Raw genomic sequence first — 25,644 nt, forward strand, 5'->3', positions numbered from 1 at the left:
TCTCCTCAGCTTGGAAGCAGCAGCAGTGTCATCGGGTACGGCAGCATCTGCGAGAAAAAGAACGCGACACTCAGCCCAAAAACGACGCTATAACCACCTACCAACAACCAATTGCGCTCCCCCTTAAGGATCAGGAAAAGCGCCAGAAACGCTACGGTGGCAATATCAAAGCCTATCGCTTCAAGCGACATTACATAGGCGGCGAAGAGGCCCACAACAGGTAATGTTTTATGCAGCGGTTCTTCTTCAGAGGAGCGAAACAGCGAGCCGTGTTTAATACGCAGGATCAACTCGAGTGCAATAATCGCTAACACGATAACGGCAAGTGGCAGTATAAGCAGCAGGTTTTGCGGTGTGGCGGATACGCGAATGGCATCTAATAAATACCATAGTGTAAAGCCAGCCAGACCCATGAGAACGATAAAGTCCCCATAGTCACGTTTACATTCAGACATGGTAAAACCCCATACTGGCCCCTCATTAATGTGAGGGGCCAGCTATCATGGAAGGATTCGTTCGGAAAAGCTGTTCGGAAAAACCTGGTCGTGAAAACTAGTTAAGCAGGTGAGCGTACTTTTCAAACACCTGATAGTTTTCGCGCATCAGCTCGTTGGAGCGCTCTGGGCCTACCCAAACGCCGCCCATTTCGTTGCGCTCAAGCTGCTCTTGAACATCCTTGCGGGCAAGCGCACTTTGAATAGCCGAGGAGATCTTCTCAAAACGCTCAGGATGCTGACGCTCCATTTCACTGGTCACTGCAAAGCCGCGCATTGAGCCCTGAAGAACGGGCACCTCAAGATTCATCGGCGCCAGCGCTTCATTGATCGGGAGTGCATCCCACTGTTCAATGCGCTCATCACTTACGATCGCCAACGGGGTTAAGAACTCACGGATTCCCTCACTGCCCTGGGCACTAATAGAGACGAAATCCACCTGCCCACCCGCTACCGCTGAACGGGCTTCACCGCCGCTATTATAGGTCACCAAGTTGAGGTTATCTTGGGAATACCTGCCTCATCAAGCAGCAAGCGCACCATTAAGTGACCAGCAGAACCTTGAACCACCGCACCGCGTACTTGACCCTCTTCTTCGCGGATCGCTTCAAGCAGGCTTGGCAGGTCTTCATAGCCGCTGTCTTTATTTGCAGCGATTAGATCCAAATCAAACCACTGGAAGTTGATATAAGAAAAGTCGTCGACACTAAACTCTGCATCACCAGTAAGGATCGAGTTGGTTAAGTAGGGAGCAAACGTCGAGGCATAGACGGTATAACCATCATCAGGCACGTTAAGAACGTAATTAGAAGCAACCTGAGTGCCCGCACCGGGGCGATTAGTTACTTGTACCGGTACACCTAGCTCTTCGGAAATAGGCCCTGACATCATGCGGGTCATACGATCCGCGCTTCCGCCGGTGCCAAAACCTACTACCATATTGAGCGGTCGAGAGGGAAAGTCGTCAGCTACAGCAGGAAGCGCCATTGATAAAGAGGCAATGGCGGCCGTTGCCCCTACCAGTATCGATTTGATATTAAACGATAAGGAAGCACTGGAAGTGTTAAGCATAGCGTGGCTCTTTTTATAGGTTTGTTTGGTTTTCGACACAGATCTTACCTTGTGTGCTTAAGACGCTACCCCACGAAACTGTCACCAACCTTGCATAAAGTAAGAACGCAACTAAAGTCTAACCCCTGCTAACTACCTGCCGATTAAGAAACGTGATGCCTGCATCAATGGTCATGCAGCAATGATGGCTATCCCTATTGCACTGACTTCCAGGTCACCTGGGTGTTCCTTAGCGTAAGCTAAAGTATTGTCTCGGGCTGTCGATAACACTATTAGCCTGCTTTGAACCTATTTCTCTAAGCAAGCCTGTGTAGCCGCGGTCGCGCCTGCTTAAAATAGCCCTTAACACTAACGAGAGATTGCCATGACCATCTCTTTACCTACCGGAAGTGCTTCTTTAGACGCACATCCTTTACGTAGTGAGCCGTTAAATGCCGAGAAGGTAACAACTACACCGGTCACTTCTAACGCCGCCCAGGAAGAAGCCAACACCAGCATTCATTTGGATCTTTCGCCCGTGGCTAGAGGCATCGCCTCAGCTTCAGAAAAGGCTGGTAACACACAGGAAGCGAAGAACACCAAAATCGATGAAAGCGATCTCCCGCAGGAGATTAAAGAACTACTAAAGCGAATTGTTGAATATAGAGAAAAGTTAAAGGAGAAACAGCAGGAACTTGAAGATGTTATGCGCGACAAGTCCCTAAACGATGAACAACGCCAAGCAAAACTCGACGCCCTGCAACAGGAAATCAGTAGCCTCAATAATTCGCTTCAAGAGGCTATGAGCCAACTAAGCAAACTCGTCACTCAGATGGGTCTTGATGATGGCGCTGTTATCGAAATGATGTCATTGGCCATGTCTTGATGACGTATAACCGTTAAGGATTGACCTGCCGATTAAGAAACGCAATGCCTGCATCAATGGCGCCGCCACGGAATAGAAAGCTGGCGAAGTGGCCGCGCCAGCGCTGCAGATACAGCTCGCTCTCGATGTTATTGTCCTGCAGGGCTTGATAGAAGTCCGTGGCGTGATCCACCGGCACCAGTTGATCCCACTTGCCGTGGAACAGAAAAAATGGCGGCGTCTGCGGAGTAATTTGCCGTGCGGGAGAGGCTAGGCGATACGCTTCGTTTTCTTCAGCGCGGGTACCGCCGATAAAGTCGACGACTAAGCGTCCATCGTCAAACTTAAGCAAATCACTAGGTAGTCCTCCTGCCAATACTGCAGCCAAACGGCTCTGCTCACCGCCGTAAGGTTCAGCCAGCGGCCCCTCTACTCCCGCCACTGCCAGCAAACTCACTAAATGCGCCCCCGATGAAAACCCCACCCCGACAATACGGCTCGTATCCACCTGCCACCTATCGGCATTGGCGTGAATCCAGGCCATCGCCTGTTGCAAGTCGTGCAGTTGGCTGGGGAAGCGATACTCCGGCGCAAAGCGGTGCTCAATATTAACCGCCACATAGCCTTGCCCTGCTAAGCGCTCAGCGATGCCCTGCATATCTTCCGGTGTGCGATTACGCCAGCCGCCTCCATGCACAACTAAGGCAGCAGGTCGCAACCCACCGAGCGAGTCGTCGGGTAGATAAACATCAGCTGTTAACGCCTGGAGCCACTCTTCAGGCGTATAAGTGGCAGGTGACAAGCGCGTAAAAGGCTGGGGTTCGCGCAGCGCATTGCTCTCAATCGCAGGCTCACCCTGGCTAACGTGTTGGGCAGCGCTACAAGCACTCAGCATTAAGGCAATGGCCCCCAGGCCAGTCACGCGGCGGAGAGAGGTAAACGCGCAACGCTGCTGCCATACGCGAAGTTGCTCGGTTCGCGACATGATGCTTCTCCTTGAAAAGTAGGTGACCCTCACCTAGCAACTACGACCTGCAACAAGCCAATAAGATCATGATTGTTGCACACTATCTGCAAACGGTTTGCACGTCACCTAGCGATACTGTCATCGTCAACTCATCAGGAGAGTACTTATGAACGTTTCAAGTGCTAGGAAAATGTCAATTCGCCAACTGTTCGCCCCCGCCCTGCTGGCTATCGCCATTGCTCCATTAGCGTTTACCGCTCAAGCAAATAGCCACGGTGACCATGAAGGGCAAGGCCCTGATCGCGAACGCATGGAAGAGCGCATGGAGGAGCGTCGCCAGGAAGTGTACGAGCGTGCAGATATCTCAGCAGAGAAACAGGCAGAGCTTAACGAAGCACACGCTGAACATCGCGAAGCCATGCAGGCACTGCGTGAAGAGCATCACGAACGGGTAGCTGAAATTCTCACAGAAGAAGAGCAGCAAGCACTGCGCAACGCCATGCAAGAAGCCCATGAAGAGTATCGTGGCAAGCACGGCAAACGTGGCCATCACGATGGTAATAGTGACGAAAACGCCGACAGCGAATAAACGCAGGCCAAGCCTCAAACCTTGATCCAACGCCCGGTTTTCCGGGCGTTTTTGTGTCTGCGCTTTCATCAGCACGCTGATAACTCCACGCTAATTCAACCCAAATAGGAAGGTTAACTTGAAGGGGGACACTTAATCGCGTATTTTATTTGAACGTTCATTCAAAATAAAAATTCATCTTTCAACAACAGGAGTCCGCCTGCATGGCGAAAGACAACCCCATCCTCCCCTCCCGCGACCGCCTCAATCCCGTGGTTTTCCACGGCAGTGTGGCGGGTATCGTTATCTTTTTAGTACTCACCATGCTGTTCACCGAGCAAGCCGGTGCTTTTTTTGATGCCGGGCTTGCCTGGGTCAGCAAAACCTTTGGCTGGTACTACATGCTGGCGATTGTTGCCTACCTGGTCTTTGTGGTTGCTATTGGCATGTCACGCTTTGGCAGTATTCGCCTAGGGCCCGACCACTCCCGGCCCGAGTTTTCGCTGCTCTCATGGTCAGCCATGCTGTTTGCCGCGGGTATCGGGATCGACCTGCTGTTTTTCAGCGTTGCCGAGCCAGTGGCCCACTATTTGGCACCGCCGGATTTAACCCCGGAGAGCCAAGCTGCGATGCGTAACGCCGTCGTCCAAACCTATCTGCACTGGGGCTCTCCGGCTGGGGGCTGTACGTGTTGATGGGTATGGCGCTGGCCTACTTTAGCTACCGCCATCGCCTGCCGCTAGCGATCCGCAGCGCGCTCTACCCAATTCTAGGGAAGCGTATCCACGGCCCCATTGGCAACGCAGTGGACATTACCGCGGTTATTTCTACCGTGTTCGGCATTGCTACCAGCCTGGGTATCGGGGTGATGCAGCTCAACTACGGCCTCACCTATATGTTCGGCGTGCCGGAAACGCTCACCGTGCAGGTGATTTTGATTGTACTGGTGGTGGTATTAGCAACGATTTCTGTGGTGACCGGCGTTGAGAAAGGCATTCGCCGCCTCTCTGAGTTCAATATGCTGCTGGCATTGGCGCTGATGCTGTTTGTGCTCTTTTCAGGCGACACCCTGGTACTGCTGGATAAGGTGGTCAATAACGCCGGTGATTATCTATCCGGTTTTGTCGCTGCAAGCTTTGACACCTACGCCTTTGCCGATGAAGGCGCCCAAGAGTGGAAGATGTGGTGGACGATCTTCTTCTGGGGCTGGTGGATTGCCTGGACACCGTTTGTGGGTCTGTTCCTGGCACGTATCTCCCGCGGCCGCACCATTCGTGAATTTGTCGCAGGCGCCTTGTTTATTCCGCTGGCCTTTATGATGGTGTGGATGTCGGTATTTGGTAACAGCGGCATTGAGCTGGTGGCCAACCAGGGCGTTGTCGAACTGGGTGAACAGGCTCTGAACACCCCACAAACAACGCTCTACACGCTGCTTGAGTACTACCCCTATGTCGGCCTAACTGCGGCGGTTGTCACCGTGCTGGGTATCGTGTTCTTTATTACCTCAGCGGACTCCGGTGCACTGGTACTGGCCAACTTCACCTCTATTTTGAGCGACGTGAACCACGATGCGCCGGTGAAACTGCGTATTTTCTGGTCTGCGACGATAGGGTTGATCACCATTGCTCTGCTGATGGCCGGAGGCTTGAACGCACTACAGAGTGCCGTCGTTATAACCGCACTGCCCTTCTCAGTGGTGATTTTCGCGGTAATGGTGGGCATGTATAAAGCGCTGAAACTTGAAGGTAGCAAAGCCGATGCACGCCGCATGATTGCTGGTGGTGCCCCCGGTGGTGACTGGCGAGAGCGCCTGGATCGCGCCCTGGATACCTCTAATCGTGCGGGTGCCGCTGCGACGATCGAGCACTCCATTCGCCCAGCGATGACCCAGTTTGCTCAGGAGCTTGAAAGCCGTGGTCAAACCGCCAATGTGACCGAAGAGCATGTCGAGGGCGAGTCGCTACCGAACCTGACGCTCCAGGTCGACTTCGGTGACGCCACCAGCTTTGTCTACCAAGTGTGTCCGCACCGTATGCGCACACCAAGCTTCATCCCTGCCGATGATGACTTCTATGTACGTCTGGATGTCTACCTGGCGGAAGGTGGACAAGATAAAGACCTTAACGGTTATACCCGTGGTCAGGTGATTGGTGATTTGGTGGCTGAGTATGAGCGCCACTTACACTTCCTCACCTTGGCCGGTGAGCAGATGGGTCATGTTCAGGCAATGCCTGGCACCATCGGCGAACCGCCTGAAGACTCGCAGATATAAGTAAGCATCTGCGCTTAGCCTAAAAAAATCCCAGCCAAGCGGCTGGGATTTTTTGTGCGCGAACGACTCCGCGACTAACGACTTGTTGTGCAAATTTCACCGCAGGCGTAGCGTAATGGCTTGTTTTCCCTATTTTTAGGAGGCTGACTCTATGTCCCGTGTCCATCAATCTTCGGGATACGTTTTCCCGATGCCTGGCCGCGCGTTAGTAAACGCCTGGCGTGAAGGGTATACGCTGGCCAAATTCAAGCGGGATGTAATGGCGGGTCTGACGATTGGTGTGGTGGCGGTACCGCTCTCCATGGCGCTGGCCATCGCTACTGGCGTGCCACCTCAGCACGGGCTATACACTGCCATCGTGGCAGGCGCGGTGATCGCCTTGACCGGCGGTTCGCGGTTTAATATCTCTGGCCCTACCGCCGCCTTTGTGGTGATCCTATTCCCCATTGTGGCCAATCATGGTTTGGGCGGGCTGCTGATTGCTACCTTTATGGCAGGCGCCATTTTGGTCGCGCTGGGGCTGTCGCGGCTGGGCAGTCTGATTCAGTACGTCCCCTACCCGGTCATTCTTGGCTTCACAGCGGGCATTGGCGTCGTCATTGCGCTGCTGCAACTGCCCGATTTTCTCGGTTTGGCCGGGGTTGAGCTCGGCGATAGTACTCTGCGTAACCTCATGCTGATTGGTCGAGCACTGCCCACTCTGTCACTGGCTGAAATCAGCGTCGGGCTTGTGACCTTGGCAACGCTGTTAATCTGGCCCCGCCTGAATACGCCAGTTCCTGCCCCGCTGGTTGGCTTGGCGGTGGGTACCCTGGTTGCCGCCCTGCTGCTGGTGGGTGGTGTCGAGGTCGATACTATCGCCTCGCGCTTTAGCTGGGAGTATCAGGGCGAAAGCGGCAGTGGCATTCCTCCCTTCGCGCCTGGCTTTATCGCACCGTGGCATTTCCCTGGTGCCGATGGCACGCCGCTTGAGATCGACTTTGCGCTGATTCAGGCTCTGCTTGGCCCGGCACTGGCGATTGCACTGCTGGCGGCCATTGAGTCGCTACTGTGTGCCGTGGTAGCAGATGGCTTAACTCGCACCCGCCATGATCCTAATGCCGAGCTAATTGGCCAGGGGCTGGGCAATATGGTGGTGCCCTTCTTCGGCGGCATTACCGCACGGCGGCCCTTGCCCGCACCGCGACCAATATCAAAAGCGGTGCCTTTTCACCTATCGCTGCAGTGGTGCACTCAGTCGTAGTGCTACTTGCCGTGGTCATGCTCGCGGGAGTACTGGGATATGTACCCATGGCCGCTCTGGCTGCCCTGCTCTTCATCATCGCCTGGAACATGAGCGAGGCGCACCACTTTATGCATACGCTGAAAAGCGCCCCCGCCAGCGATGTTTGGGTGTTGGTGATCTGTTTCGTACTCACGGTTGTTTTCGACATGGTGGTTGCCGTGGCCGTGGGTATTGGCCTAGCCGCCGCGCTGTTTATTCGCCGAATGGCACAGCTGACTCATACCCAACGCTTGGCGGCACCCAACACCAGCGAACACTTCCCGCCGGAAGTAGCCCTTTATAAGATAAGCGGACCGCTGTTTTTTGGCGCAGCAGAAAAGGCCATTGCCACACTCAGAGTGATTGACCACAGCGTAAAAATCGTCGTTCTGGATATGCGCGATGTACCCAGCCTGGATACCACCGCCATGGTGGCGCTGGATACGCTGCGACGCGAGCTGGGCGAGCATGGGGTGGGGGTAATATTTGTAGGGTTGTCACCGCGCATGGCGCTGAAACTCAAACGCGCGGGCATTAAGCGCGAAGCAGGTCAGTTAGCGGTTGTCAGTAACCTTGCCCACGCAGAGCGAATGGCGCGCCGTTGGTTGGGCCAACAGGGGAACGGCGGGGATTAAATCGTGCCTGAGCAGTGACACTGCCGAAATTAAAAAGGGGAGTTGCCTCCCCCTGAGATACGACACTAGAACGATGTCAGCTCGCCATATCCAACACGATACGACCCTCGATTTTGCCGTCGATCATGCGCTGGAAGACATCGTTGATATTGTCCAGCGTATCGGTTGCGACCGTGGCCTTAACCTTGCCTTCGGCAGCGAAATCCAGCGCTTCCTGCAGATCGCTGCGCGTACCAACGATAGAGCCACGTATGGTAATGCCATTGAGCACTGTGCTAAAGATTGGCAGCGGGAAGTCGCCGGGTGGTAGGCCATTGAGCACCAGTGTTCCGCCGCGGCGTAGCATATTCTGCGCTTGATCAAACGCCTTCGGCGACACCGCTGTCACCAAGGCCCCGTGAGCACCACCAATGGTTTTCTTCAGGTACGCCGCTGGGTCGGTTTTCATGGCGTTAACGGTTACCGTGGCGCCTAAACGCTCAGCCAGGGCTAGCTTACCGTCATCGATATCGACAGCCGCCACGTTCAGCCCCATCGCTTTGGCGTACTGCACCGCCATATGGCCAAGCCCACCTATCCCCGAAATCACCACCCACTGACCGGGGCGGGTATCGGTCATTTTCAAGCCTTTATAAACCGTTACACCGGCACACAGCACCGGGGCTATTTCGATAAAATCAACGGCATCCGGCAAGCGCCCTACATAGCCTGCATCCGCTAAGGTGTAGTCCGCGAACCCGCCGTTAACGCTGTAGCCGGTATTCTGCTGGGACTCGCACAGCGTCTCCCAACCGCCTAAACAGTGCTCGCAGTAGCCGCAGGCCGAGTAGAGCCAGGGCACACCAATACGATCACCCTCTTTGACATGGGTGACACCTGCACCCACCGCCACGATATGCCCAACGCCTTCATGGCCGGGAATAAACGGTGGCGAGGGTTTCACCGGCCAATCGCCGTGGGCGGCGTGTAAATCGGTATGGCAAACCCCAGAGGCCGCCACTTTCATCAACACTTCGCCCTGCTTGGGGCGAGGTACATCAACTTCTTCTATGACCAACGGCTGGCCAAACTCACGAACGACCGCCGCGCGCATTGTGCTATCCATGATGCAACTCCTAATAGTTTTCGATACGGCAGTTTAAGCACTGCTCTTATCAGTAGAGTCAGCGTCAGGGGACTGACAATTACCGCCCGGCTGATGCCGGACGGTGTGGGTTAGCTATACATAGAAAAACGTGGCGGGTTAGAAGAAGCCCAGCGGATTGATGTCGTAGCTGACCAGCAGGTTTTTGGTTTGCTGGTAGTGCTCAAGCGCCACCTTGTGAGTTTCACGGCCAACGCCGGATTTTTTATAGCCACCGAAGGCCGCATGGGCGGGATACTGGTGGTAGCAGTTGGTCCATACACGTCCGGCTTGAATGCCTCGGCCCATGCGGAAGGCGACGTTGATATCGCGGCTCCACACGCCTGCGCCCAAACCAAACTCGGTGTCGTTGGCAATCGCCAACGCTTCTTCTTCATCCTTGAAGGTAGTGACTGCCACCACCGGGCCAAAGATTTCTTCCTGGAAGACGCGCATCTGATTGTTACCCTTCAGCAGCGTGGGCTGGATGTAGTAACCATCGTTGATGCTGTCGTCCATGGTCTCTTTGTTACCGCCGGTGAGGAATTCCGCGCCTTCATCTCGGGCGATATCCATATAGGACATGATTTTATCGAACTGCTCTTGAGAGGCCTGAGCCCCCACCTGCACGTCGGTATCCAGTGGATTGCCGCGTTTGATGGTTTTGGTACGCTCGATGACCTTGGCCATGAACTCCTCGTACATGCTCTCTTGGATCAGCGCACGTGACGGGCAAGTACACACTTCACCCTGGTTAAAGAACGCCAGCACCAAGCCTTCGACTGCTTTATCAATAAAGGTCGGTTCGGCGTTCATGATGTCGGCAAAGTAGATGTTGGGGGATTTGCCGCCTAGCTCCACGGTAGAGGGAATGATGTTTTCCGCCGCGCATTTCAAGATATGCGAGCCAACAGGGGTAGAGCCGGTAAAGGCGATCTTGGCAATGCGCTTGCTGCTTGCCAACGCCTGCCCTGCCTCGGCGCCAAAGCCATTGACGATATTAAGGACGCCCGGAGGTAGCAGGTCGCCAATCAATTCGACGACTTTTAATATCGATGCTGGGGTTTGCTCGGCAGGTTTGAGCACCACGCAGTTACCCGCCGCCAGTGCAGGCGCCAGCTTCCAAACCGCCATTAGAATCGGGAAGTTCCAGGGGATAATCTGGCCCACTACGCCAAGCGGCTCGTGGAAGTGATAAGAAACCGTGTTGGCATCGATATCCGCCGCCGTGCCTTCCTGCGAGCGTATGCAGCCGGCAAAGTAGCGGAAGTGGTCAACCGCCAGCGGCAGATCGGCGTTCAGTGTTTCACGCACGGCTTTGCCGTTGTCCCAGGTTTCGGCAACGGCAAGCATTTCCAGGTTCTGTTCAATGCGGTCAGCGATTTTCAGCAGGATATTGCTGCGCTCTTGGGCGGATGTTTTCCCCCAGGCAGGTGCCGCTTTGTGGGCCGCATCCAGCGCTTTATCGATATCCTCTGCCGTTGAGCGGGGGATTTCGCAGAAGACATGGCCATTGACGGGGCTAATATTATCGAAGTATTGGCCTTTCACCGGGGCAACAAATTCGCCGCCGATATAGTTGCCATAGCGTTTTTCAAATGACACCACAGAACCGGTATCACCAGGGTTGGCGTAGATCATTGTATTGCTCCTGAGTATTATGATTATTAAAGGTGCATTGACAGTGTTGTTCACTAAAGCAAATGGCGATATAGCCCGATGGCAGGATTAGCCCTCATCCCTTGGTAGGAGACGCCATGTATTCCCTGTTGGTGGCGGATGACCATCCGCTGTTCCGAGACGCGCTACAAACCGTGATTAGCGGGGGCTTGGCAGGCAGCCTGCTATTGGAAGCAGAGAGCCTTGCTGATGCAATAACGCTGATTGAAGCGCAAACAGAGCTAGATCTATTGCTGCTGGATTTAAGCCTTCCGGATGCGGAAGGCTTAGAGGGGCTGACAGCACTGCGAGAGGCATTTCCCTGGTTGCCGGTGGCGATTGTTTCTGCACATCAAGAGCGCCAGTTGGTACTCGATGCCATAACCCTCGGCGCGGTGGGCTATATTCCCAAATCCACACCCCGGGAAGCGCTGCTGGCGGCGTTAACGCAGATTCTTGAAGGCCAGCTCTACCTGCCGCCCGATATCATGCGTCGCCCAGCACCGCGCACTTCTGCGGTGCCACCCATTGCAAATGCTTCATCGACCAGCGAGCGGTTGGCGCGTTTAACCGATAAGCAGTTAGAGGTGTTGGCGTGCATGACGACAGGCATGTCGAACAAGCATATTGCCCGGGAGTTGTTGATTGCCGAAACGACCGTCAAAACCCATGTCTCGGCGATTCTGCGCAAGCTGAATGCCACGAGCCGGGTTCACGCCATTGTGATCGCAGGCGAGGAGGATCTAAGCTTTCACCGGGCCAACCGCACGCGTTAGGCGGCATCCGTTAGGCTTTATTGAGCAGTGTGGCTAGCAGCATGCGCAGCCGCAGGGGCTTTAACGGTTTGAGCAAGCAGTACATGCCCGCTTCGCGGGTCGCACGCTTAATCTCCGCCTCGTGATTGGCAGTAATCACCACCGCTGCCAAGCCTGGATAACGGCGCTGCAGTCGCGCGGCCAACTCAATGCCGGTTTCGCGGTGATCGCCCAAATGATAATCCACCAGCAATACTGACGGTCGCTCACCGTCGCTGGCAGCCTCTAACGCACTCACCGTGGCAGCGGCGCGCACTCGGCCCCCCCAACTGCCTAGCAGCGCCTGCATACCTTCTATAATCGCCAGGTCATCATCAATCACCCAAATGACACAGCCGCTTAGCGGATCCTCTGCAACGTCAGGCAGCGGCGTATAATGAGTGCTCGCCACTGCAGGCGGCGCGGCCGTCGCGTAGGGTACGGTGATCGAAAATAGCGCACCCGCGCCAGGGCTAGAGGCGAGCGAGATCGGTTGTCCCAGCATGGCGCTGATCCGGTCAACGATGGCTAGACCCAACCCCAAACCGCGGCTGTGGGAGCTATTGGGCTGATTAGCGCGGCGAAACTCCAGAAAGATCGCTTCCCGCTGCTGCTCAGGGATCCCGGGGCCGGTATCGCCCACCATAATTTCCAGGCCATCTCGTCTCCGCCGACAGCCCAGCAGCACGCGCCCCTGCTCGGTATAGCGCACCGCGTTGCTTAAGAAGTTGCGGATCACTCGCGCCAGCAACGCTAGATCCGACTCGACCACCGCACTGGAAGGCACGTAGTGCAGTGTCAGCCCCCGCACCCCGGCCACTTGGCGATACTCCTCTGCCAGCGCATCTAGCAGCGTGCTCACCGCGAAGGGCGCTTTATCGGCGTGGAGTACGCCTGCGTCCAAACGCGAGATATCCACTAGCGTTCCTATCAAGCCTTCAACATCTTTCAGCGAACGGCCAATATGGCCGACCAGAGCTTGTGAGGTATCAGGAAGCGAGTGGGTTTCTAACGCACTGGCAAACAGCCGGGCGGCATTGAGTGGCTGAAGCAAATCGTGACTGACCGCCGCCAGAAATTTCGTTTTGGAGAGATTAGCGGCTTCGGCTTCGGCTTTCGCGGCCAGTAGGCGCGTATTGACCTGGCTCAGTTCGTCTAAGGTGCGGTGCAGCGCATCAGTGCGCTCACGCACCTGTTCGGCAAGTAACACTGAGCGTTCAAACGCGGCATAGGGCGCGGGGTCGGCACCGCTCCCCGTTTCCACCCGCTCCATCAGCGCTTGGCACACTTTACGCAAGCGACGGTTCTCTTCCCGCAGCGCCGCGACATCCGCCGCGTCAGTGTTTGTGGTTAGTTGGAAGAGATCCAAACGCCACCCCCGTAAACGTTTGATTCACATGCATACCATGATGCTGTTCACCGTACGTATTGAACCCCACTACGCCTGCCTGGCGCAGCAACTGCGATGCCTGATCCAACTGTTGTAACGCCTCGAGCTCCATCCTGCGTAGAAAACAGTCGCAGCCAATAATCATGCTCGGCGCGCCTAGGCGGGCACCTACTCCAGCAAGCATCACGCTGAGATTATCCAGTAGCGGCGTGGGCTGCATGGCGGTCAGTACAATGCCGTTTTCCACCGCGCAGTAAAAGCTCAAACTACTGTCGCTATTAACACGCTGAATAGAGCGCACGTAGTGCTGGCCGCCGATGCGTACGGCTAATGGATGACGGGCAAAAATGCCAGCGTTGAGCTGCGCAGGCGCACTACCTACCAGTTCGGCATATACCTGGGCGGCAGGCAACCCGTTGAGTTCTATCACCCGCCGCTGTTCGCGGTCAGCCTCGGTCACTACGAGTTTGTGGGCCAATGGTATTAAGTGGTGGGTTGAAAATACTTCAAAAGGCAACCGGGTGTTGATCATCACCACCACTGCTGCACGGGTATAAAAGCGCCCAGCGGTATACACATGGGTATGGCTAAGGTGATTGTCGTCACCCGCCGAGCCGCCAAAACTGGGGATACGGCCTAGGGCGGCATCTAAGGTAGCGAGCACCTGCTCTTCACGGCTGGATAAGCCATCCAATAGCGTCAGCGCAAAGCTGTTCGTTAATCGGCGCGATGGTTTGTTGGCGGCACTGCTCCAACAGCGTATCGACCAGCGGTTGAGCGTTGGCTAGTTCAAAATGCTCCAGGTCGTCGATCAGCGCCGTTTCAATGGCAAACAGTCGGCGATCAAACCCAATCGCCACGATGGAACCGCGGTCATAGCCTCCAGGGGTTATTTCCCCAGCCGTCGTACAGCCACTTAGCGGCGTGGTGGGAAAACTACTTTCCAGCGCGTCTGCTAGGGCAGCTAAATCATACTCCGCGCTGCAGAAGAACAGCACGAACCCCAAGTGTTCGTGCTGTAAAGCGTCGGCTAACTCCGCCGCTGCCTGGCAAGCATTAGCCTGCTGACTGGCCGCAGTAAGAATACCCTGCTCAACCTGATAAGTGGTCACGGCACCACCTCTCTAGTGCGGCATATGTATGCGCCGCTGCAAGTCTTAACGCGCAGAACGCATCATCAAGCTGCTTGGATGTCGCATGTTGCGTTTCAGCTAATTTTTCAAGCTGCTTCGCCAATTCGGCAAGCTGGTCGGCGCCCATACTCAATGACTCGCCGCGCAGTTGGTGGGCAAGCCGCTCAACCTGCTGTGTCTGCTCTGACGTTAGGGGAGTAGCGGCCAAACACGCAGCCAACTGAGCGGAGTAATCGCTTACTTGCTGATGATATAGCATGATCAGTTGTGTAACGCTCGCCTCCCCTAGCGTCGTTTTCAGCATGCCAAGGGTATCGCTGTTAAGGAGTGATTGCTGCTTGGTTAACGGAGGAGAGACCGCTAATGCCTGTAAAGGCGTTGCGTCTGGGGTTGCAAAAAGTTGTAATGCCAACACGTTACTTAACGCCGCAAGCGACAGTGGCTTAGTGATGTAATCATCCATGCCCGCCGCCAGGCAGCGTTTACGGTCATCTTCAGCCCCCCCGGCCGTCATGGCAACAATCGGCACACTGGCCAGCCAGCCACCCTGTTCCCGCAAACGCTGGGTGACTGCCAGGCCATCCATATCGGGCAGTTGAATATCCATAAAGATCAAATGCACTTGTTGGGATTCGGCCATGGCCAAGGCATCATGGCCGTTCTCGGCCCAGACGACATCGCAACCTAAGCGCGCCAACAAGCCCATCGCGACTTTGCGATTAACGGCATTATCCTCTACCAGCAGCAGTGTTGTGCCGGTAAAGTCCCGTTTGGGGGATGGGGGCAGCGTTCTGGATACGGGGTCAGCGGCGATCAAGGGCAACTCACACCAGAAAGTGCTACCTTGGCCTAATTGGCTTTTTACCCCTAATCGCCCCTGCATGGCTTCGCTTAACCGTTTGCAAATTGCCAGACCTAACCCGGTACCACCAAATCGACGTGCCACCGACTCATCCGCCTGCTGAAAAGGCTCAAATAGACGCTGCTGTTGCTGTTCGCTTAGACCACAGCCCGTATCACTGACCTCAAACAGTAACTGCTCCACCGTCGAAGAGACTCGTACGCTGACATCACCGTGATCAGTGAATTTAATCGCATTGGCAATTAGGTTAAGCAAAATTTGCCTCAGCCGACCTGCATCGACAAGCACCCAGGCAGGCACCAGTGCATCGACATTGACCGATAGCGTTAACCCTTTCATTTTTGCTCGGGGCGCAAATAGCACGACAACACTATCGACCAGCGGCTTGAGTTCCGTAGGCGATGTTTCAAGGGTTAAGTGCCCTGCTTCGATTTTTGAGAAATCGAGAATTTCATTGATCATCGCCAGCAATTGGTTGGCGCTGTCGTGGATCGTATGAGCGTAATCTTCTACCTGAGCGGGGCTGGCGGATTCACGCAGCAGCTCACTCATGCCGATAACACCGTTCAGCGGCGTGCGAATTTCATGGCTGACCATGGCTAAAAAGTCTGACTTTGCCTGATTCGCCGCCTGAGCCTGTTTGGCGGTGACTTCCAGCTGCCGACCAAGCTGCTCCTGGCTCCGCCTTATCGCCGCACTCTCACGCATTTCACGCACCAAAAAAGCAATCACCAGAAACGCCGCTAAGCTCATGCCAATAATCAGGCTCATCAGCAACTTGTAAAGCAGGCTGAGCTGGGCACGCTCCTCCGTCGCCGATTCGGCTAAATAGCCGTTAATAGCAATAACCAGGCGTTCAGTCAGTTGCGTTAGTACCTGTAGCTCATCTTCCAGCGCTGCTATCGGCAGTTGATCAAACACGCCGTAGGGTTCGAATATGATATCCAGCACATCAAGCTGCTGCTGAATTTCTTCCAGTAGCTCACGGGCGGTATCGATCTGCTGCAACAAGTTGCTGACTTCGCCGTCGTTAAGCAGCGTTATACGGCTATAAAGTAGCTCAAAGCGAAGATTTAGCTCCTCGTGAGCCGTCGGAGTTATCGGCTCGCGGGTTGCCGCCAATAAATGATTAAGTAGCTGTACCGCATCACGATCCAGCTTATAAACAACCCAGGCGGTATCTTCCCTCAGGCTTTGGGTTAGATTTTCCTGCCGCCAAGCGGCCAAGGTAGCGACGACCAACGCCGCAGCGAACAGTAACACCGCGACAATGGCAACGAGCTTAAAACGGCGAGGATAACGCAGTAGGTTGGAAGCCTGCGCACTAGGAGCGCTAGAGAACATTAATATGCATAACCTGCCATACCGCTCTAAAGCGGATTTTTTCGCTTAACAGCACTTCATCTTGATCAAAGGGGTAGAGCACCCACAAAGGGCCATATTCGCGAATCGGAATCGCCTCACCGTTTTTTTCGATGGCTAAGATGACATCGTGCTCAATAAAATCACTGACCGGTATTTCGGCTTCGTAACCGTTCAGCGCGGAAACGTGAACCGCATCACTGTCGGAGCTTAATAGCGCCAAAAGATCACGCATTAAAGGGCCACTATAGTGGCTGCGGCCCTCTGTCCACGGCGTGCTGGTATCAAATTCATACTGTGGTAAAGCCGCTAACATGGCCCGGTCAAACTGCGCTTCACTCCCCACATTGGTAAGGTCTATGTTACCACTGACGGTCAAAATAACGGGCCCGTTAGGCACGTCTAGTTCATCGACTGAATCAGCAAGCCCCACCAGGGGAGCGCTGAACATCAGCACGGCCCACCCCATTAACCACGCTTTCACAGTAAACACCTCACGCAAGGTTGCCCGCTGGTTATAGCTCCCAGGAACAATAAAAGAAGACAGCGTAAAGGTTACGCCATCTCCTTAAGCAGGTCAGGGCAAATACTGTTTTTTTCGTCACTGAAACGTTATTTACTGTTCACACTAGGGTTACGATTTGATTTTCTCGAAGGGTTCAAAGCGCACCAAATCTTCGTAGGCGTGCCAACTGGCATGTCCTAGCACAGGCAAAATAAGTGCAAGACCAATGTAAAACGTCATAACGCCAACCAGAACGCACAGGGTAAGAATCACCGCCCATAACAGCATCACGCGAAAGTTACGCGCGACACAGCGTACGCTAGCTTCTATCCCCTCCATAAAGGTTAGGTCTTGATCCATCAAGGTAGGAATCGCTACAACGCTTATGGCGAAGGCGCCAAAGGCTAAAATCCCGCCTGCAACTGTGCCCACTGCCAACATGCCCAGGCCCTCTGAGGTGGTCAGCAGCGCAGTATAGAGCGACGCGGGACTAGGCACTTCAAAACCGAAAAATAGTGCGAACAGCAGCGTGGCCAAACGAATCCAAGCGAGGAAGAAGATCATCATCATGACGCCCATCATCGCCAGCTGACCAGCATGGGGCTTCCAGCTTCCAAACGCATCACCTAGGTTAGGTACTTGTCCACGTTCCAACGCTCGGCTAATACCATAAGAGCCTACTGCCACCAGCGGGCCAATAAACATAAACCCGGCAATCATGGGCAGCAGCCAGTACCAGTAGCCCATGGTGAAGGCGCCAAGAGTAATGGCAATACTCAACCCCACCCAAAACATGCCATAAGAGAGGCTCACTACCGTTGCCCGACGAAAATCCTCTACGCCAGCAGCCAACCACGCCCTGGGTCGATCCAATCCAACCTTGTTAATAGTGATTTTAACGCTGGGTTGATCCGCATGGTGGTTTGTTTTTGTTGTAGCCGCATTCATGGCATCACTCCTGTTGTTCCTGATATAGACCCTGGATTCAGGATTTACCTCTAAGGCATCAACACTCATTACCCGTTGACGGTATTAACACTAAATTAATGGCTTAACATTATTTGTTAATACCCTCTTAATGTAGCTGACCAACGCTGTTTGGGGTGACGCTTTGAGATGCGCGTACAAAAAATCCACGAAACAGCTGTCAACCGCCAATTAAATTGCTGCGTTAGTAAAAACCGATATAGTCAAGACGCGCGACGGACGGCCATAAAAAACTCCGAGCAACTGCCCGGAGTTTTGGGTTTTCCGTACGTGACGCTCTGAATGTCTAGCGCACAATCATTACCGACATTTTGGCATGGTGCACAACGTGCTCTGCATTGGGGCCGAGCACATAATCGACAAACTTACGCTTATTGTGGGAAGCCATGACGATTAGATCGACGTCCAGTTTCTTACCGGCTTTAATAATGGCCTCCCAAGGTGAGCCATCCACAATGACACTTTGTACCTGAATGTCGTCGGGCACATTCGTCTTGATAAAGTCATGGAGCGCATCGGTGATCGCTGTATGCGCTTTTTTGGAGAAGTCCTTGGGGAAGTAGGAGCCCACCATGGGCATACGATAGTCCGGCAGTACCGTCACCACATGAAGCGAGGCGCCAAAAGTTCGACATAGCGTCAGGGCTGTAGGCAGCGCCTTCGACCAGGAAGACTCCTCGTTCAAATCCACCGGCAACATGATCTTGCTATACATGGCACTCTCCTTCATGCGGTGGCGGCAGCTTGCGTGTTATCGCGACGCCGACGCTGCATCAATACGATCAACCCAAAGACCAAGAAGGCAGGAATCCACATTAGCTCCTTAGTCCAGCGGTCGACGGGGGCCAGAACTTCGATGATTTCTTGATCGAAGTCGAAACCGAGCTCTGCCGCTTGGCTGCCGTAGGTCACCATATCAACGGTTGCCGTGCCATCCTCAATAAATAGCTCCATGCCCAGGTTATTGAGCCGCTCCTGACCTGTTTCGCCTTCAGGTACCGGTAATGTCATGTAATGGTCATGGGATCGCCATAATCATCAAGACCCGCAATCTGCAAACGCAAAGAGGAGTCTTCATCCACATCACCCAGCGCTTCGACGAATTGCGCGGGTGGGATGGATTCGTAGGGATCATGAATCATGTCCATCCAGAAACCAGGCCGGAACAGCGTGAACGCAATCAGCAGCAGCACGATAGACTCATACCAGCGGTTGCGCGTAATCATAAAGCCCTGGGTCGCGGCAGCGAAGATCAACATAGCGATGGTCGACACCACAAAGATCAACACCCCCTGAAGGAAGGTCACATCGATGAGTAGCAGATCGGTATTGAAGATAAACAGAAACGGCAGCGCCGCGGTACGAAGGCTGTAATAGAACGCCTGGAAACCGGTTCGAATGGGATCGCGCCACCGGATACTGCCGCCGCCGCAAAGGAGGCCAGCCCCACCGGTGGGGTAACGTCGGCCATGATGCCGAAGTAGAACACGAACAGGTGTACCGCAATCAATGGTACCAGCAAGCCATTTTGAGCGCCCAGGTTGACGATGACCGGTGCCAGTAGTGCCGATACGACGATGTAGTTTGCTGTCGTAGGCAGCCCCATGCCGAGGATCAAGCTAAGCACAGCGGTAAGCAGCAAGATTAGCATCAAGTTGCCCATGGCCAGCGTTTCCACCACTTCGGCTAGCACCAGACCCACCCCGGTCTGGGAGACGGCACCGACGATGATACCGGCGGTGGCCGTGGCAATGCCAATGCCGATCATGTTGCGGGCACCGGTGACCAGGCCATTCCAAAGATCCATCGCGCCTTCACGCAGATCCGCCCTCATATCGCTGCGTCCGCGAAAGATTGACGTAATGGGGCGCTGGGTCAGAATAATGAAAATCATGAAAACGGTGGCCCAGAAAGCCGACAGTCCTGGCGATAAACGTTCCACCATCAGACACCACACCAGCACAATAACCGGCAGGATGTACTGCAAGCCAACCAGCACCGTCGGTTTGGTCTGGGGCAGTGTAAAGATCGGTTGGTTAGGGTCATCGAGCTCGAGTTCTGGGTAACCGGCCGCCAGTTTGAGCAGGGCAATATAAATGACCGTAAGTCCAACGGCTACCACCCAGGGGGTCGCATCCCCCAGTACCGGCTTGAGCCAGCCAAGGCCGTAATAAACAGCCAGGGCGGTGCCCATCATCAGTAGCAAACCACCGAGAAAGCCAATCACTTTATTGACCAGCGGCTTAGGTGGGTTACTGCTTTGCAGCCCCTTCATGTTGGCCTTGAGGGCCTCAAGGTGAACGATGTAGACCAGCGCAATATAGGAGATCAGCGCGGGAAGGAAGGCATGCTTGATCACCTCGACATAAGAGATGCCCACATACTCGACCATCAAGAAAGCGGCCGCCCCCATTACCGGAGGCATAATCTGTCCATTGACCGATGACGCCACTTCAACAGCGCCCGCCTTTTCCGCGGAAAATCCGACACGTTTCATCATCGGCACGGTAAAGGTGCCGGTGGTCACCACATTGGCAATCGAGGAGCCGGAAATCAGACCGGTCATGGCCGAGGCCACCACGGCAGCTTTCGCTGGTCCGCCGCGATAGTGGCCCAATAGTGAGAACGCCACCTTGATAAAGTAATTGCCAGCACCCGCCTTATCGAGCAGAGCACCGAATAACACAAACAGAAACACGAAGCTGGTTGATACCCCAGAGCGATACCGAAGACCCCCTGCGTAGTCAACCACTGGTGATTAATCAAGCCAAAGAGGCTCACCCCACCATGGGAAAGAATACCCGGCATCCAAGGGCCAGCCAGGCTATAGAGAAGAAAAACCGACGCTACAATCATTAACGGCGGGCCAAGCGCTCGACGCGTCGCCTCGAGCAGCAGCAGTATCCCTGCGATGCCAATAATAACGTCCTGCAGTATCGGTGCGCCGGGGCGCTGGGATAACTGCTCGTAAAACATAAACATGTAAGCGCCACAGAAGGCCGCCGCTGCTGCAAGCACCCAATCCTGAATCGGAACACGGTCGCGCGGGGAGCGCTTGAGTGCCGGATAAGCCATATACGCCAAAAAAGCGCAAAGGCCAAGTGAATAGAACGCGCCTCAGTGGCACTAAATACACCAAACCCAAGGACGAAGGGCACTGGCGAAGCGATCCACAATTGAAAAAGAGACCACACTGCCGCAATGCTTACCAAAAGCTTTCCGGGCATGCCGGCTGGCTTGCGGGCTCCTGTGTCGCTAGAGGCGACCATATCCTCCAAGTCTACTCCGGCTCCCGAAGGCCTGTTCTTATCGTCTGTCATCTGCCTGCCCCGCTCCGAGTCGATTGACGCATCATTGCCATATCGAAATGCCCTATCAACATTTTAAACGCCCTATCAACATTCTAAACCAAAATGCGCGGCACCCTGAGGTAACCGCGCATTTCTTACTAAGGTAGTATCACCTTAGGCGTCTGGATTACTCAATCCAGCCTTGTTCACGGTAGTAACGCGCTGCCCCATCGTGCAACGGTGCGGAAAGCCCTTCACTCACCATCTCTTCTGGATCAAGATTTTCGAAGGCCGGATGCAGACGCTTGAAACGATCGAAGTTGTCAAAAACCGCCTTGACGGTCTGATAGATCACTTCTTCGTCAGCCTCAGCTGTGGTGACAAAGGTCGCTGCCACGCCGAAGGTTTCGACATCTTCGTCATTGCCGCGATACAGACCACCCGGAATTACCGATGCGGCGTAGTAAGGATATTCATCGACGATGCCTTGAATGTCTTCGTCGTTCAACGGAATCAGACGAGCATCAACGGTGGTGGTGGCTTCCTGGATGGAGCCATTGGGGTGGCCAACCACGTATACCATGGCATCGACGTTATTATCAGCGAGTGCCGCCGCTTGCTCGGCAGCATCAAGCTGAGATGCCAACGAGAAGGTGTCTTCAGTCCAGCCCTTGGCTTCCATCACCACTTCCATGGTGTTGCGCTGGCCCGAACCTGGATTACCAATGTTGACACGCTTGCCTTCCAAGTCATCGAGCGTCTCGATGCCAGAATCAGCCCGCGCAAGCAGCGTCAACGGCTCACCGTGGACACGGAACACCGCACGCAGCTCTTCGTAGGGCTCGCCTTCGAAATTCCCAGTGCCGTTGTAGGCTTGATACTGAACATCGGATTGAGCGACACCCATGTCCAATTCGCCGGACTTGATGCCATTGATATTGGCGACAGAACCACCGGTGGAAGGTGCATTACACTTAATATCGGCGTCTTCGAGACGATTAACCAAACGACAGATCGACTGACCCACGACGTAGTAAACGCCGGTTTGGCCACCGGTGCCAATGGTGATGAATTGCTCGTCATCCTGTGCCATTGCCGGTGAGGCGAAAGCAGCGGCGGCAAGTAGCGCACCGGAGAAAGCAGTAGTGGAAAATACATGGCGTTTCATGAACACACCTCTTTGTATTGATGTTGTGAGCGTATTTGATGTTACGAGCATCGCACGCTTTGGTCTCACCTGATGAACCGTTCCCTCAGGTGCCCTTGTTCCAAAACGTTTTCAAGACATTCTATTTTCAAGACAAACGGTTACAGGCGACCCATAAGCTGCCTGCTAGCATTACTTTAGCGAAAAAAACCTAATTAGCGAAATGTAATACGCTAAATAATGAATTTCGCTGTCGTCTAATACTCAGTGTAGCGGTCTTCATCGTTTAGGGAACGTTAACTGCTATACCGCCTTTGCATAAGGTACGCAAAAGGGTAAGCCAAATTAGTCAACGTTATAGCCCAAAACGCGCGGTAGCCAAAGCGCGATAGCGGGGAAGATTGCCACTAGCGCTAGCGCACAGCCCATTGCAACGACAAACAGCAGCGCCCATCCGATGGTCTGCTCCAAGCGAATTTTGGCCACTTCGGTGGTCACCATCAAATTCACCGCCACCGGCGGGGTAAATTGGCCAATGGCAATATTCATCGCCAACAGAATCCCAAACCACACCGGGTTCCACTCAAAATGCTGCATCACGGGGATCAAAATCGGCATCATGATCAAATAAATCGAGATCGCATCCAACAGCATCCCAGCGACCAACACTGCTAACATCACCAGGATTAGCAGCAAAACGCCGTTATCGGTCAGGCTAATAATCCATTCCGCCAAGTGGCGGAAGGTGCCCAGCATGGTGCCTGCCCAGGCAAAAATCCCCGCCAGAGCGATAATCAGCATCACCACGCCGGAAATAATCGCCGCCTCACCCAATAGCTCCCATAAATCACGCAGCGACAGCTCGCGGGTTAGAAAAAGACCGACAATCGCACCATAAGCAACGGCTACCACGGCCGCTTCGGTGGGTGTAAACAGCCCTGAACGCAAACCACCCAGAATCAGCACCGGGGCAAACAGCGCCGGTATCGCCTGTTTAAAAGTGGAGCGCACACTTAGCCTTTCAGCCCCCTCTATGGGTGTGCCGCCCTCCCAACCGTAGCGTTTGGAAACGAGCATAGCGGGCACCAGTAGCGCCAGCCCCGCCAGAATACCGGGAAATAAACCTGCTGCGAAAAGTGCGCGTAAATCGACGCCCGGCACCACGATCGAGTAAAGAATCAGCGCCACTGAAGGGGAATGAGAATCGCCGTCGAGGCAGAGGCGGCAATCAGCGTGGCGGAAAACGGCTTGGGGTAGCCCGCTTTGGTCATACTCGGCAGCATCACCATCGCAACCGCCGCGGCATCAGCAGGGCCTGAGCCACTCATTCCGCCCATAATCATACACACCAGCACCGCCACCAAGGCCAAGCCACCGTGGCGCGGGCCAATCAAAGCCTGGGCAAAACGCACTAAACGCAGCGCTACACCGGAACGTTCAAAAATAAGCCCGGTTAAGATAAACAGCGGAATCGCAATCAAAGGGTACTTGGCAATACTGTTATAGGTATTGGTACCCATCGTTGCGAGCATGTCCGGTGACAAACCCAGCACGATGCCAACGGCCCCGGAGAGCGCCAGCGAAAACGCTACCGGCACCCCCGCTATCAGCAGCCCCGCAAACGCCAGTATCATCCACACATCAGGGCTCATCGGTGAGCCTCCCCGTTAAACGGTCGGCGGTTTGCTGGCATAAGCGCCACACCATGGCCGCAGAAAGCACGGGCAGCCAGACTAAATACCACCACTGAGGCAAGCCAAGCCCTGGTGACAGCGACTCCCACTGATACTCTTGCCAGCCATCTTGCCGCCATACCAAGTGATCAAACCCAGCACGGTGGCACCGCAAAGCGCTTGAAAAAGGATCAGTGCACGACGGTACTTGAGCGGCAATGCCCGTTCCAAAAAGCCAATACGAATATGGCGGTTACGCCGCAGCGCCACCGAGGCACCGGCAAAGGTCAGCACTACCAACAAAACACAGAAAACTCTTCGGTAAATGAAAAAGAGCCGCCGGTTAAGTAGCGAGTAATCACATTACCAAGACTAATCAATGAGATAATGATTAATGCCAGCGCGCCCAGCCAACGTTCAGGGCGCGCATCAGGAAAGCCTTTCATGGCAGCCTCACAGCAAAAAACTCCCAGCCTTCAAGGCCGGGAGTTTGAACATCAAAAGTAATTAACGCGCGTCGATAGCGGCTTGTGCGGCCTCTACCACCTCTTCACCAATCCGCGGCGCCCATTTTTCGTAAACGGACTGGGTGGCATCGACAAACGCCTGGTACTGCTCATCGGAAAGCTCGGTTACTGTGACGCGCGCTCTTGAATCGCCGCAAGCCGCTCGCCCTCTTCTTCACGGGTCATGGCGATTTCCACTCACCGCTTCTACCGCGGTTTCGCGCAGCAGGGTTTGCTGCTCTTCGCTCAATGTTTGCCATACCTGCTGATTGACCGCAAAAATCAGTGGGTCATTCATGTAGTTCCAGAGTGTCAAATGCTCCTGGCCGACTTGATCAATGCGCGCGACGTCAAACACAGAGAGTGGGTTTTCCTGGCCATCAACGGCGCGGTGGTCAGCGCAGGCTGAGCGTCTGTCCAGCTCATTTGGGTGGGGTCGGCGCCAATGCCGAGAAGGTATCCTGGAACAGCGGCGAGCCAACAACGCGGATTTTCAGGCCGTCCAAGTCGTCTGGTTGGCTAATCGGCCCGCGAGAATTGGAAACCTGGCGGAAACCGTTTTCACCCAGGCTAACGGGATAACGCCACGAGATTCGATTGCTTCAAAAACCAACTCCCCTGCTTCACCACCGGTAACCGCATCAACGGCGGCTTCATCGGGAATGAAGAACGGCAAAGAGAAGAGATTAAGTTCCGGCACCTGGGGCGACCAGTTGATGGTCGAGCCACAGCGGCATCAATCAACCCGGAGCGCATGGCGGAAAATTCGCGGGTTTGGTCACCGGAAACCAGTTGAGAGTTGGGGTAAACGCGCAGCGTTAACTCGCCGTCGCTACGCTCCTCAACTAGTTCGGCCCACTTCTCAGCCGCCTGCCCCCAGGGGAAAGCGTCAGACAAAACCGTAGAAACCGAGAGTTCGCGTGCTTGTGCAGAAAGGGAGGCGGTCAGCAGAGCCGCACCGGCCAAGCCAGCGGTTAAACGAGCCATTGGGCGTGTCAGCGTCATGGTAGATCCTTTTTTAGCTATTTTTATGATGTGCGTTTAGTGGTGTGCGTGGACAGCAGTTGTGAAGCTTTTCGAGAAAGCCCCACTTATTGT

Annotated in this window: 14 protein-coding genes and 8 pseudogenes; 6 read left to right on the top strand and 16 right to left on the bottom strand. The window is 54.5% G+C overall.

The annotated features are described in order from the left end of the window. Positions 1–5: 5 nt before the first annotated feature. A complete protein-coding gene (locus tag FDY98_RS24675; RefSeq protein WP_027958069.1) occupies positions 6–455 on the bottom strand; it encodes a tripartite tricarboxylate transporter TctB family protein in 450 nt (149 codons plus the stop codon). A gap of 97 nt (positions 456–552) precedes the next feature. Continuing rightward, positions 553–1,565 (bottom strand): annotated as a pseudogene (locus FDY98_RS29880) (Bug family tripartite tricarboxylate transporter substrate binding protein). A 364-nt stretch (positions 1,566–1,929) separates the two neighbouring features. Between FDY98_RS29880 and FDY98_RS24685 the strand changes: the two are divergent. Continuing rightward, a complete protein-coding gene (locus FDY98_RS24685) occupies positions 1,930–2,430 on the top strand; it encodes a hypothetical protein (RefSeq protein ID WP_027958070.1) in 501 nt (166 codons plus the stop codon). A gap of 13 nt (positions 2,431–2,443) precedes the next feature. On the opposite strand, the gene FDY98_RS24690 is transcribed toward FDY98_RS24685, so the two are convergent. Then, positions 2,444–3,394 carry an alpha/beta hydrolase gene (locus FDY98_RS24690; RefSeq protein ID WP_027958071.1) on the bottom strand — a complete coding sequence of 317 codons (951 nt, stop codon included), beginning with the start codon at positions 3,392–3,394 and terminating at the stop codon, positions 2,444–2,446. A gap of 148 nt (positions 3,395–3,542) precedes the next feature. Here FDY98_RS24690 and FDY98_RS24695 point away from each other — a divergent pair, with 148 nt between their 5' ends. The 4 genes and pseudogenes from FDY98_RS24695 to FDY98_RS29155 all read left to right on the top strand — a co-directional run bounded on the left by FDY98_RS24695 (position 3,543) and on the right by FDY98_RS29155 (position 8,115). Further along, positions 3,543–3,965, top strand: a complete 423-nt coding sequence (locus FDY98_RS24695; protein ID WP_027958072.1) for a hypothetical protein — start codon at positions 3,543–3,545, stop codon at positions 3,963–3,965. A gap of 203 nt (positions 3,966–4,168) precedes the next feature. Then, positions 4,169–6,216: pseudogene (gene betT / locus FDY98_RS24700) on the top strand (choline BCCT transporter BetT). 301 nt (positions 6,217–6,517) lie between these two features. Next, a pseudogene (locus FDY98_RS29150) lies at positions 6,518–7,554 on the top strand (SulP family inorganic anion transporter); the annotation flags it as partial. A gap of 150 nt (positions 7,555–7,704) precedes the next feature. Beyond that, positions 7,705–8,115, top strand: coding sequence for an STAS domain-containing protein (locus FDY98_RS29155; RefSeq protein WP_340147106.1), 411 nt, complete (start codon positions 7,705–7,707; stop codon positions 8,113–8,115). Positions 8,116–8,191: 76 nt separating this feature from the next. Here FDY98_RS29155 and adhP read toward each other — a convergent pair whose 3' ends face one another. Both adhP and exaC read right to left on the bottom strand, forming a co-directional pair. Beyond that, positions 8,192–9,220: an alcohol dehydrogenase AdhP gene (gene adhP, locus FDY98_RS24710; protein ID WP_009287372.1), complete on the bottom strand. Its 1,029-nt coding sequence runs from the start codon at positions 9,218–9,220 to the stop codon at positions 8,192–8,194. 138 nt (positions 9,221–9,358) lie between these two features. Continuing rightward, positions 9,359–10,879 carry an acetaldehyde dehydrogenase ExaC gene (exaC, locus tag FDY98_RS24715; protein WP_027958074.1) on the bottom strand — a complete coding sequence of 507 codons (1,521 nt, stop codon included), beginning with the start codon at positions 10,877–10,879 and terminating at the stop codon, positions 9,359–9,361. 116 nt (positions 10,880–10,995) lie between these two features. Between exaC and FDY98_RS24720 the strand changes: the two genes are divergently transcribed. Continuing rightward, the gene (locus FDY98_RS24720) at positions 10,996–11,673 is read left to right on the top strand and encodes a response regulator (RefSeq protein ID WP_022522294.1); all 678 of its coding nucleotides are present in this window, start codon (positions 10,996–10,998) and stop codon (positions 11,671–11,673) included. Positions 11,674–11,683: 10 nt separating this feature from the next. Here the strand turns inward: FDY98_RS24720 and FDY98_RS24725 are convergent, their stop codons facing one another. The 11 genes and pseudogenes from FDY98_RS24725 to FDY98_RS24775 form a co-directional block, all read right to left on the bottom strand. After that, positions 11,684–13,060 (bottom strand): hybrid sensor histidine kinase/response regulator, encoded by a 1,377-nt coding sequence (locus tag FDY98_RS24725; protein ID WP_027958075.1) that lies wholly within the window; start codon positions 13,058–13,060, stop codon positions 11,684–11,686. Next, positions 13,029–14,193: pseudogene (gene nosP / locus FDY98_RS24730) on the bottom strand (nitric oxide-sensing protein NosP). Before nosP ends, FDY98_RS24725 begins: the two are co-directional and overlap by 32 nt. Beyond that, positions 14,174–16,420: a hybrid sensor histidine kinase/response regulator gene (locus FDY98_RS24735; protein ID WP_009287376.1), complete on the bottom strand. Its 2,247-nt coding sequence runs from the start codon at positions 16,418–16,420 to the stop codon at positions 14,174–14,176. Before FDY98_RS24735 ends, nosP begins: the two are co-directional and overlap by 20 nt. Further along, positions 16,410–16,907: a molybdopterin-dependent oxidoreductase gene (locus FDY98_RS24740; RefSeq protein WP_051052028.1), complete on the bottom strand. Its 498-nt coding sequence runs from the start codon at positions 16,905–16,907 to the stop codon at positions 16,410–16,412. Before FDY98_RS24740 ends, FDY98_RS24735 begins: the two co-directional genes overlap by 11 nt. 165 nt (positions 16,908–17,072) lie before the next feature. Continuing rightward, a complete protein-coding gene (locus FDY98_RS24745; RefSeq protein WP_022522289.1) occupies positions 17,073–17,891 on the bottom strand; it encodes a DUF2189 domain-containing protein in 819 nt (272 codons plus the stop codon). Between the two features lie 325 nt (positions 17,892–18,216). Next, a complete protein-coding gene (locus tag FDY98_RS24750) occupies positions 18,217–18,645 on the bottom strand; it encodes a universal stress protein (RefSeq protein ID WP_027958076.1) in 429 nt (142 codons plus the stop codon). 11 nt (positions 18,646–18,656) lie between these two features. Continuing rightward, positions 18,657–21,250, bottom strand: a pseudogene (locus FDY98_RS24755) (TRAP transporter permease). Between the two features lie 157 nt (positions 21,251–21,407). Next, positions 21,408–22,388, bottom strand: a complete 981-nt coding sequence (locus FDY98_RS24760; RefSeq protein WP_022522286.1) for a TAXI family TRAP transporter solute-binding subunit — start codon at positions 22,386–22,388, stop codon at positions 21,408–21,410. A 324-nt stretch (positions 22,389–22,712) separates the two neighbouring features. Continuing rightward, positions 22,713–24,019, bottom strand: a pseudogene (locus FDY98_RS24765) (TRAP transporter large permease). Further along, positions 24,009–24,486 (bottom strand): annotated as a pseudogene (locus FDY98_RS24770) (TRAP transporter small permease). Before FDY98_RS24770 ends, FDY98_RS24765 begins: the two co-directional pseudogenes overlap by 11 nt. A 61-nt stretch (positions 24,487–24,547) precedes the next feature. Then, positions 24,548–25,551, bottom strand: a pseudogene (locus FDY98_RS24775) (DctP family TRAP transporter solute-binding subunit). Positions 25,552–25,644: the final 93 nt, after the last annotated feature.

Source organism: Halomonas sp. PA16-9, assembly GCF_009728585.1.
Lineage (GTDB): Bacteria > Pseudomonadota > Gammaproteobacteria > Pseudomonadales > Halomonadaceae > Vreelandella > Vreelandella titanicae.

Coding starts and splice junctions, on each gene's coding strand:
- FDY98_RS24735 (WP_009287376.1), bottom strand. CDS start 16,420: ATGTTCTCTAGCGCTCCTAGTGCGCAGGCTTCCAACCTACTGCGTTAT.
- exaC (WP_027958074.1), bottom strand. CDS start 10,879: ATGATCTACGCCAACCCTGGTGATACCGGTTCTGTGGTGTCATTTGAA.
- FDY98_RS24690 (WP_027958071.1), bottom strand. CDS start 3,394: ATGTCGCGAACCGAGCAACTTCGCGTATGGCAGCAGCGTTGCGCGTTT.
- FDY98_RS29155 (WP_340147106.1), top strand. CDS start 7,705: ATGGCACAGCTGACTCATACCCAACGCTTGGCGGCACCCAACACCAGC.
- FDY98_RS24750 (WP_027958076.1), bottom strand. CDS start 18,645: ATGTATAGCAAGATCATGTTGCCGGTGGATTTGAACGAGGAGTCTTCC.
- FDY98_RS24760 (WP_022522286.1), bottom strand. CDS start 22,388: ATGAAACGCCATGTATTTTCCACTACTGCTTTCTCCGGTGCGCTACTT.
- FDY98_RS24675 (WP_027958069.1), bottom strand. CDS start 455: ATGTCTGAATGTAAACGTGACTATGGGGACTTTATCGTTCTCATGGGT.
- FDY98_RS24745 (WP_022522289.1), bottom strand. CDS start 17,891: ATGAATGCGGCTACAACAAAAACAAACCACCATGCGGATCAACCCAGC.
- FDY98_RS24720 (WP_022522294.1), top strand. CDS start 10,996: ATGTATTCCCTGTTGGTGGCGGATGACCATCCGCTGTTCCGAGACGCG.
- FDY98_RS24695 (WP_027958072.1), top strand. CDS start 3,543: ATGAACGTTTCAAGTGCTAGGAAAATGTCAATTCGCCAACTGTTCGCC.
- adhP (WP_009287372.1), bottom strand. CDS start 9,220: ATGGATAGCACAATGCGCGCGGCGGTCGTTCGTGAGTTTGGCCAGCCG.
- FDY98_RS24740 (WP_051052028.1), bottom strand. CDS start 16,907: ATGGGGTGGGCCGTGCTGATGTTCAGCGCTCCCCTGGTGGGGCTTGCT.
- FDY98_RS24685 (WP_027958070.1), top strand. CDS start 1,930: ATGACCATCTCTTTACCTACCGGAAGTGCTTCTTTAGACGCACATCCT.